The organism is Intestinirhabdus alba (assembly GCF_009711095.1).
Taxonomy (GTDB): Bacteria; Pseudomonadota; Gammaproteobacteria; order Enterobacterales; family Enterobacteriaceae; genus Intestinirhabdus; species Intestinirhabdus alba.
This window is the reverse complement of the sequence record NZ_WMJZ01000105.1, coordinates 1-1,434: the sequence shown is the minus strand read 5'-3', so window position 1 is coordinate 1,434 and position 1,434 is coordinate 1. Positions and strand designations below refer to the sequence as shown.

Here is a 1,434-nt window from a genome sequence, read left to right as displayed (position 1 = left end):
TGGCGCGCGTGGTCGGCGTTCAGCTTCACCGTGGAGGTCAGTTGCTCCATGCTGGCGGCCGTCTCCCCCAGCGCCGCCGCCTGCTCTTCCGTACGCGAGGAGAGATCGTTATTGCCGCCGGAGATCTCCGTTGCCCCGCGCCAGATGCTGTCGCTGCCCTGGCGAATCGCGCCCACCGCCTCCCGCAGGCTCTCCTGCATGGCACGCAGCAGCGGCACCAGCTGGCCGACGCAGTTGCGGCCGATATCCTCAAGGGGCTGGCTGAGATCGCCCTGCGCAATCTGACGGAACTGCTGACGAATACGCGCCAGCGGTTTTACCATTATCGCCACCAGATAGCGGTCGGTCAGGAACAGGATCACAATCCCCAGAATCACAGCGGCGATAATCAGGTTGCGTACGATCAGCGTCCGCTCGTCCACCGCCACCCGGGTGCTGTCCAGCATCGCGTCCGCCGCGCGGTTAAAGCGCACCATGCTGGCACCGGTGGCCGCACTCAGCGGGGAGGTAACGTTTTTAGCATGAGATTTCCACTCGCTGAGCGTCCCCTGCTGCGCTATGCGCAGATGAGGAGTAACCCCTCTGTCGAGCAGCGTCTGCCAGTTGGTCAGCACGGCATCCACGATCTCCGGATCCATCGAGCCGGGGGAGAGTTTTTTCATCTCTTCCAGCTTATTAGCCATGTTAGTCAGCGCCTGCTGCGCCAACGTGAAGTCGGGCGTTCCCCCATCAAGCTTCTCAATCATCGCGTTGTTAAGATGGGTAATAAAGCGAAAATATTGATCGTTCCCCTGGCTGAGCACCGTCATCTGGCGAACGAGGTGACGGTCGAGATCGTTACCACCCGCAATCTTTGCCAGGGCGTTGAGGCTATATGACCCCACGCCCGTCCACAGAACACAAAAGAGACCCAGTATTGTCAGCAGCACAGCCCGGATGGTGTAGTCCTTTAAAAATCGCATAAGTAATCCCTACTTTATAACTATTCAATGAGAAGGCTTATGCTGTTATCGGCAGGAAAGAAAAAATATATACGCTATTTTTTGATTTTTTATGGGAGTTAGCCGCCGCTTCGGGCGGCCTGTCTGCCGTTAATGGCCGCACATCGACTCCCGCTGGCCGTTCCCTTTTGCCATCTTCCGCCCTGGATTTCAGGGAGCCTGGGCGCTGACGCCACCCGGCGTTGGCCCACGCCTTTTACAAGCAGGCGTCGTTGAAAGACGCCTGCGGCCTTTGCTCCTGTCTTCACGATACCTTTTCCCGTAGATAAACTTCCGCGGAGCGAACGGCCTTAAAAACAGGCAGGCTTTCTCATTTAGCCGTTCAGAAAGCGACCCACTTCTCCTCCGGCCCGGCGGCTGGCTTAGCCTGAGGCTCCACTGCTTTTAGCGAACCGGGAGCGGACGCTTCCTGCCCAAGGCGGAAGCGCTGCAC

At 58.4% G+C, this 1,434-nt stretch carries 1 protein-coding gene; it reads right to left on the bottom strand.

What is annotated here, in order from left to right:
- The coding region (locus tag GJV78_RS22595) for a Tar ligand binding domain-containing protein (protein ID WP_155110298.1) at window positions 1–962 on the bottom strand (962 nt) is incomplete at its 3' end.
- Window positions 963–1,434: the final 472 nt, after the last annotated feature.